At 50.0% G+C, this 7,297-nt stretch carries 13 protein-coding genes; 1 reads left to right on the top strand and 12 read right to left on the bottom strand.

The genetic code is table 11. The features are described from left to right. The 12 genes from AC2VLY_RS06045 to AC2VLY_RS05990 form a co-directional block, all read right to left on the bottom strand. On the bottom strand, positions 1 to 277 hold a 277-nt coding region (locus AC2VLY_RS06045), incomplete at its 3' end, for a hypothetical protein (RefSeq protein WP_486921934.1). Positions 278 to 534: 257 nt separating this feature from the next. Next, a complete protein-coding gene (locus AC2VLY_RS06040) occupies positions 535 to 792 on the bottom strand; it encodes a hypothetical protein (RefSeq protein ID WP_024894190.1) in 258 nt (85 codons plus the stop codon). A gap of 99 nt (positions 793 to 891) precedes the next feature. Then, entirely contained in the window at positions 892 to 1,881 is a 990-nt protein-coding gene (locus AC2VLY_RS06035; RefSeq protein ID WP_153940742.1) for a hypothetical protein, read from the bottom strand. Then, a complete protein-coding gene (locus AC2VLY_RS06030; RefSeq protein ID WP_254892640.1) occupies positions 1,878 to 2,006 on the bottom strand; it encodes a hypothetical protein in 129 nt (42 codons plus the stop codon). Before AC2VLY_RS06030 ends, AC2VLY_RS06035 begins: the two co-directional genes overlap by 4 nt. After that, complete coding sequence (locus AC2VLY_RS06025) at positions 1,993 to 2,286, bottom strand: hypothetical protein (RefSeq protein ID WP_031573264.1); 294 nt, start codon at positions 2,284 to 2,286, stop codon at positions 1,993 to 1,995. The genes AC2VLY_RS06030 and AC2VLY_RS06025 overlap by 14 nt, the downstream gene beginning before the upstream one ends. A gap of 37 nt (positions 2,287 to 2,323) precedes the next feature. Next, positions 2,324 to 2,536, bottom strand: a complete 213-nt coding sequence (locus AC2VLY_RS06020; RefSeq protein ID WP_031573263.1) for a hypothetical protein — start codon at positions 2,534 to 2,536, stop codon at positions 2,324 to 2,326. Positions 2,537 to 2,756: 220 nt separating this feature from the next. Then, positions 2,757 to 3,578: a PRTRC system ThiF family protein gene (locus AC2VLY_RS06015; RefSeq protein ID WP_142086247.1), complete on the bottom strand. Its 822-nt coding sequence runs from the start codon at positions 3,576 to 3,578 to the stop codon at positions 2,757 to 2,759. Then, complete coding sequence (locus AC2VLY_RS06010) at positions 3,575 to 4,303, bottom strand: PRTRC system protein B (protein WP_051690655.1); 729 nt, start codon at positions 4,301 to 4,303, stop codon at positions 3,575 to 3,577. Before AC2VLY_RS06010 ends, AC2VLY_RS06015 begins: the two co-directional genes overlap by 4 nt. Further along, positions 4,300 to 5,343 (bottom strand): hypothetical protein, encoded by a 1,044-nt coding sequence (locus AC2VLY_RS06005; RefSeq protein WP_031573243.1) that lies wholly within the window; start codon positions 5,341 to 5,343, stop codon positions 4,300 to 4,302. The genes AC2VLY_RS06010 and AC2VLY_RS06005 overlap by 4 nt, the downstream gene beginning before the upstream one ends. Positions 5,344 to 5,430: 87 nt before the next feature. Further along, positions 5,431 to 5,634, bottom strand: a complete 204-nt coding sequence (locus AC2VLY_RS06000) for a PRTRC system protein C (protein ID WP_031573240.1) — start codon at positions 5,632 to 5,634, stop codon at positions 5,431 to 5,433. Positions 5,635 to 5,645: 11 nt separating this feature from the next. Beyond that, positions 5,646 to 6,026, bottom strand: coding sequence for a PRTRC system protein E (locus tag AC2VLY_RS05995; RefSeq protein WP_486892552.1), 381 nt, complete (start codon positions 6,024 to 6,026; stop codon positions 5,646 to 5,648). A 112-nt stretch (positions 6,027 to 6,138) separates the two neighbouring features. Then, the gene (locus tag AC2VLY_RS05990; protein ID WP_486921933.1) at positions 6,139 to 6,825 is read right to left on the bottom strand and encodes an autoinducer binding domain-containing protein; all 687 of its coding nucleotides are present in this window, start codon (positions 6,823 to 6,825) and stop codon (positions 6,139 to 6,141) included. A 129-nt stretch (positions 6,826 to 6,954) separates the two neighbouring features. Here AC2VLY_RS05990 and AC2VLY_RS05985 point away from each other — a divergent pair. Then, a partial coding sequence (locus AC2VLY_RS05985) for a DUF4902 domain-containing protein (RefSeq protein WP_486921932.1) occupies positions 6,955 to 7,297 on the top strand: 343 nt, incomplete at its 3' end.

Raw genomic sequence — 7,297 nt, 5'->3', positions numbered from 1 at the left:
TATTGCCAAATAGCTTCCATGGCAGGTGTCTGATGACATTTTCAGGGACGTGATAAGACCGTTCCCCTGATGAAAAGACGATATCAAGCTCGGCCATTTTGGTGGTGTTCAGAACCAATCCAAAACCTTGCGGATGCGTCTGTTCACCGTGGATAGCCGTGATGATGCCGTATTCTTGGGAAAACAAATTCCCTGAGTACACCAGTTGCCCGACACGAATGGTGTCATCTTCCATGCTGATGATGGATTCAGGCATTGAAAACGCTTCGCGTTCCATATTTGACTCCTTGTGCATGATGCGCGCGTGGGCGCTAAAAGAAACTGCGGTGGCAGTGTGTTGAAAAATCTATCGGATATAGAAAAACCGATAAGGTGGTATCCAGTTGAATGTGCTGGTCACAGGAATAATCTTCATAACAAAATGCAGGATTTTGGTATGAATACTATGCGTATTGCCCCTGTAGAAAACAGGGGCAGGCAGGTCAAATCAATTAGTCATGGGTATTGAAGAAATCGTACAATTGATACAAAGCATCAATGTAGGCTGATGGTTCCGTAAGCCGCCATCAGCATGACGCCGGGATGGTCATGGCTTGGCACCACCATAAAGCGGATGCCGGTGATGTATTCGGCGCCTTCTTCTGCGGCTTTTTGCTGCAATTGAAGCAGCGTATGTGACATTTGTAACTCTTGGTCGCCGTAGACGTCTTTATTCAAGACGGAAATGACGCGGGTAATAAAGCCAGGGTCAATGTCAGCGGTGGTAGACGTTTCTACGCCAATGGCTTGCATAATAATCTCCTTTGTTGTTACGCATGGATAAGACCCGCAAGTGGATACTTGCGGGTGTTTTTTCAGTATCAAATGACTTTGGTTAGCAATCGCCTGATGTCATAAGAACAGTGATTCTTGCACTTGAACGGGCTGACTGCTGCCGTAACCATGTGCCATCCAGTCTGAGGTGTCCTTGAGCGTGAATCGCACAGGCCCATTGAAGATGTAATAGCGCTTGTCCGATGGTACAGATTCCAAATCAAACGAACCGTTACCATATTCATCGATCAGTTCCCGCTTTCGTTTGGCCATGTATTCATCGTCGGACGATTCAATGGGCTTTACGACGCACAGAACGTTGCCTGGGTTGGTTTCGGGCAGGGTTTTCAGGAAATCCCGGAATGACGTTATACACGCTTTATACGAACCAGGGTGTGAAAACTCCTGCTCATATAGGCTTTCGATGTAGTGCCCGATAGCTCGGTAAGGCCATACAGGTGCAGAGATACCCACCCCGTTTTCATCCATCTGGATGTAATAGGGCTCATATTTATCATCCAGCCGGATAAAGTGGGTTGGATGTGGCGGAGGCGTTTCATGGCATTTGTTAGGCATGTATCCGGTAATTGTGGATTCTCCAACATACGGGTATCCGTCGTTGGAAAAAGTTTTTGGGATGCTTGAATAAGCGTGAAATTTTATCGCTAAATCATAATGATTCAGGACCGTTTTCGGTGTTCCACGTTCTTCTACAGCCTCAATAAACCCCCTTTTGATGCCTGGATACAGCCGGTAAAACTCAAAATCCAACGGCTGCTCAGGATCATAGAAGTAAGGCCGCTTGATGCATTCAATCCACGACTTGATGTATCCCTCCGGGGTTAATCGACCGTTGGGGCTGGCCAACATGCCCCCTTCCACATCAGCAGCATAGGAAAAGATCTTCTCCATCGTGCTTTTGAGGTCGCCAATATGGAAGACGTGTATTCTCGGCGTATGCGGGAACACATTACTGTCATAGGTCACCTCATTCATGATGAATATGCGTTCACCGTCTTTGTTCAGGAACACGTTGGCCTGCCGTTTGCAGGTGTAGGTGGTACTCATTTGCGGTCTCCTTTCTTGAGGAAATGATCGGCGGAGAGGCCGATAAGCAGGGCGAATACCCATCCCGTACAAAACAGGATGAGCATCGCCCACATAAAGAGGTCGTTAGCTTCATGGGCGTTCATGGTTTTTCTCCTGCCATGAACGTAGGCTCCAAAAAATAACCATAGTGGTAGCCGTCGCTCCCAGATTGATGAGTAACCGCATTGGGCCAACAGGTACGCCAAATGCAGCGTATATGACCTCTATCATTGATGTAAGAAAGACGAATATATCAACGATACCAACGCCTAAAGCAATTTTCTTTATCAGGCTGTCTTCAGAAACAACCCGAATAATCCCGACAGCGATAATGGCCTGCATACTGAAAAGCAAGATGACAGACCATATAAGGATATGATTCATATTTGATCTCCTTTTTTCATGGTGATTCTTCCTGGGTTTAAGAACGGTCTGTGGGGTTATTCTGTTCCCGTGAAGCACAGGTTTTTTCGATATAAGCCCGCGCTGCATTCACTGAGGGAAACAGGAGTCCCTGGCTTTGGAGTTGCAGGGCATCATGCATGCTCAGTCCGGAGGCGATGATGTGTTCCGTGACCTTGCCGTTGTTAACACCATACACCGTGTTCTTGTAATGCAATGTCCAATTTTCCATGGTTCAGTCCTCGATAAATGTTGAACAAGGGGAGTGCTATGTGCGCAGCAATGCGCGCAGTTTTTGGATTGTCAGGTTCATAGATACCCGAACAGATAGTGGAAAACGCATAGCGGTGCGTGCCGTGGCTTTTGCCAAAAAACTTGCTGGTTTGTTCGATGGCACTCGTGGAATGCCATGGAAAAAACCCCGCAAGCGGGGGAGTGGGTAATGGGTTGGGTCAGGCCGCTTGCGCGCTGACTGGTTTTCGATATTTTTTGGCCTGTTTCATCAGCCGTTTCCAATGGTCGCGGTCAATGGGCAAGGATTGGAGGGAGAAGTTACGGTTATCAAAGAAAAAACCGTGATAATGGATCTCACCATGCCTTAACAGCTGCCACAACAATTCCAGGGCATGGGTAGCTACCGTCTGATTCACCATTAAATCCTGCTTGACCAAGGCCTCTGCCAGGCTGCAGGACGGGGTATCCTCGTCTTCCGCTATGGAAGCATCCATGATTTCCGGGAAGAGATCGGCAACGGTCGGTAGCAGGCAATACTTTCTTTTTGCAGAGGGGTTCCGTTTATGAAAATCGGAATTTCCCAATATCGCCTGCCCTGAGTGGTTGTTATTGCCTAAGTCTAGCCAGTACGAAGCGCTTTCCTTGATGGCCTCGTAGATTTCCTGGCGCGCACTACGACTGTCCACACAGGAAATGTATATGACTCTGGACTTGGCTATTTTAGGTGTGAATTTGCCATGATAAGACTGCCAGTTTAAACCGAAATACTGATTGATTCGGTTTACCAGCGTATGCGCTTTTGATTGCCCAATGTCTGACGGTGAAAACAGTTGCCGTCCCACGTTGGCTCTACTCACCGTATCCGGGTCACACACAATCACCTCGGGGGCTGCCATGTTGAGGCTTTGAAGTGCGACAACCATTCTGGAGAGTCCCGTTAATAATTGCGAACCGGTACCACCGGCCCCTATGACTACGATGGTCGGGGTCGCATAGAAACTGCCATCGTTAGGCTTTTGAAATAGATAACGATGCGTCATGACAAATCCCCCGCTTTGGATAGAAGGTCGGCCATGGTGAATTGCTGCTTGCCATGAACCGGTTCCATGGGTGCCAGGGCTTGTTCTGGAAAGCGATTCGCTTTGGACGCCAGAAGATCCACCCACAAAGTATAAATGCCGCCGGGATACTGGACCTGCGTGGCGTGATTCGCATGGGTAAAACGGGATTGAAAAAAGGCCGCTTCACAAGCCGATATATTGCCGGGTTCCGGTTTGGGAACCTTCACATTGCCCATGCAAATTGAACCCCCAGCATACACATTCATGTAAGGGGCCTTAAACAGGGGCGTGTTCAAGGACGGTCTTTTACGCCCTTTGACAGCAAACACGGACAATCCATGATCTTGCCAAACAAATACGAGACCGGGATGCGGCACGGGGCCGGATCTTTTGCCCATCGGTTCCGGACAATCAAAATAGGTGGTCCGGACCTGGGGTTCTGACCAGAACACCAAAGTGGATACATTGAACGCTAAGGTGCGATTATCCAACATCTGTAAGGGCGTCTTCCCCAGTAAGGCTTGATACGCACTGGCAAGCTCTTCTTGCGTTAACGCAGAACCCGGGAGAATGACGGGCGCGTTGTCTGAATTCTGACCAACAGGATGCTGTGTGGCATAGTCTACATGACCCCCATTTCCATACAGGAGGATGGCAGAACGCAACTGCATGCTGTGGCTTTCGATATGAAAACTGGTGTTCATAGTTTTTCTCCGAGAAAGGGCAATATACGGTGAATGAGCGTTAAAATGGTGCTGCAGTCCTGCAACAATTCTACCCAGTCACGTACATTTTCTTGTGGTGTGATATCCAGCATGAAAACGGCGTTGTCTTCGGCTTCTCCACTCTCCATGCCGCGTTGATACAGGTGGTCCAGCATTTGGTAACAGAGGCCGCCTGGCTCTCCGTTATCCATCAACATGATGCCGGCAAATTGGCTATAACCTTGCGTCAATCCGTACTTTTCGTACCGATTGGGTTTCGATGGTATTTTGACGGGCGTCATTTGTGAAAGCTGGTCCAGCAGTTTCAGGAGTTCCCTTTCTTGCCGATTCAGGGATTTTTCTTTGACCTGGATTCTGAGGTCCGTTTTTGCATAGCAGGCGTCCAGAGTCCATTGCGGGATGACCTGGAGCACATCGGTTTTGCGAAGTACGTTCACGTCCTCTTCAGGGATGCCGTCCGCTTCCATTTCCAGGAGGTATTCGGTTTCGTCATCGCTACCAAGCCACTCAACCATCTCTATGACACCCATCAGATCTCCGGGTGTCATCACGGAGATAGGGGATCGATAGAGCGTGTTTAGGGCGTATTCCACCAAACCATTCGCTTTTTGATGCATGGCCTGTAGCTTTTCATGGCAAACGAATGTCGGTGCATCTTCAAGCGGTAATGAAAACGTCAAGATTAACGTGTCATCACCCTCATTTTCCTCTATGTGTAAATCATCGAGGTGATGACCAAAAATCTCATCCATGAACTTTTCGGTTGCTGTATGCACAATCTCTTGAATAGATTGGCTTTCCGAGTCCTCCAGCTTTACCCCTATCTCCATGAGTGATTTGCCTAAATTCAGGATTTTGGCATTGCACGATTCCGAGTAAATCCACGGAATCTCTGGAGACAGGCTGGGCAAGCTCAGAACATGGGCGGCAGGTGTGACAGAACGTGTTTCGGCTTGCGTAGGGGATGTTGGGCACGCCAGTCGGGGCGCGTTACCATTCTTTCCAGAGAATAGGCGCATTGCTGCATCTCCTTTGTCAGTTTGGGGTACGGGGTAGCCCCCTTTTCGGGGGCTCCGTTGAGTCTTTCCAGGAGCGAGGCCATGGGATTATCCCTTGTGCCCAAGCACTTTCTGGAAGGTCACGATCTGCTTTTTGCCCTTGATTTCGGACTGCACATCGGCAGATCCGAGTTCAGGATACTGATGGGCGTACACAGAGCGGACAGTTTCGATGGGTAGCGTCGGATTGGGATCCGGCAAGGAAATCCCGTTGTATTTGAAAACGCGGGTAATGGATTCAACTTCGATCATGCCATATCTCCTTAAAATAGATCGCCAAGGTCTTCAGCCGGTTGTTTTGCCTTTTGCGGGGCAGCGGCAGGTTCCGGCTTTTTGGCGGGGGTTTTAGCGGGAGTGGCCGTCTTCGCTTTGGCTTTTTCAGCGGCTTCTTTAGCTGCTGCTTGGGCCTGTTTTTCGAATTCAGCCACCTGTTCGGCCAGTGATGCAATGCGTTCACGATAAGATTTCATGGCGTCCATAAAACCGACATTCAGTTCAGCGGGACTCGCACACAATGACAAAGGTATCGGGTCGCTTTTGCCTTCTGTCGCTTTCGGCAACACATTGATGCGCATACGCTCCCCATCCATGGAAAAGACCATGGTGGTTACCGCGTAATCTTTTAATAGTTCATACTGGGAAATTCCAATATTGGGTGGAATCTTCCAATATTACCCTTGAGGCAGAGAGACCACCAGGACAGGTACACAGAAGAAGATCCTCGCGCTTGCAGTTGCGCAGTGTCACGGGTCAGCATCACAGAAGACCCAGCATCGAGGCTTGGAGAACTGCTGCGGTTTTGTTGTTCACCCGTAACTTAGCAATAGCTTTGCTGATATGAAAATTGACCGTGCGCTCTGAGAGTTGCAGGATGTCGGCGATCTCGCCGGAGGTTTTACCGTCACCGGTCCAGCGCAGCACCTCGGTCTCCCGTCGGCTTAGCTCCACAGCCAGTGCTGGCATGAGTTTTGGTGCAACGATGCGAGTCATACTCAGGTGGACGGCATGGGCTAGCCACAGAATGTGGGACGCCTTTGTTTGCCATTCCGCAGCGTTGACGGACTCTCCAGATCGCGCGAGGACCAGCAGACTGATCATGCCACTAGCATCGCGGCATATTTGCGCGAGACCGGCCCGCAGCCCGAATGACTGGGCTTCCTCCCACAGTTCTGGCGTTGACGCAAAAAGGCTGTCAGACCAGAAGACGGGGGCCAGCGAATGAATAGCCTGCTGTACCGTGGGGTCAATGACCAAGTATTGCTTCTCTTGGTATATGGCCTGCCAAGCTAAGGGATAGTTGCTGTACATGGCGGTTTTGGGGCGTGTCAAGGGGATCGGCGCACGCAAGCCGTGGGTGCAGTAGTCGAAACCCAGCCCTCGCGCCAACTCTGCTGCCATGGCGAGAACCTGCTGCTCGCACTTGATGGGCTTGAATGAGTGCATAAGATCTTGTTTCCAGGGCTCCAAACATGCCTCCTGAGATCGTCCCTGCCTGCCTGTCAAGGTTTACACTAGCAAATTATAAGGCGAATTAGTAGCCTGTATCGGACCAAAATCTTCCGGCATGTAAGCATGACATTACACTTTGGAACTGGGGTAGAGTTGAACAGCTATGGGATCCTGCAGTTGTCCCCTGACGGTTATGTGCGTCTCACGTTGGATCAATTCCAGGCCATCGCACTGCGGCATCTGTGGTCGGGGCTGGACCCGGAAGATCCCGCATCTCTTCATGATGGGGCTATCCAGACCCGTATCACTGGATATACCGAATGGGTCAGCGAGACGGTGCCCGCCATCACCCTTGGATGGGACTGGCAGTTACAGGAGTTGTCGGGTTGTGCGCGTTATCTTCGAGTGGGCTCCCCCAGGAGTAATATCATGCTGATAGATGCCCTTCGGAACGATCTGGGGGCCG

The organism is Acidithiobacillus sp. TH-A36 (assembly GCF_057473445.1).
The sequence above is the reverse complement of the archived record's forward strand: the minus strand, read 5'-3'. Positions and strand labels throughout refer to the sequence as shown.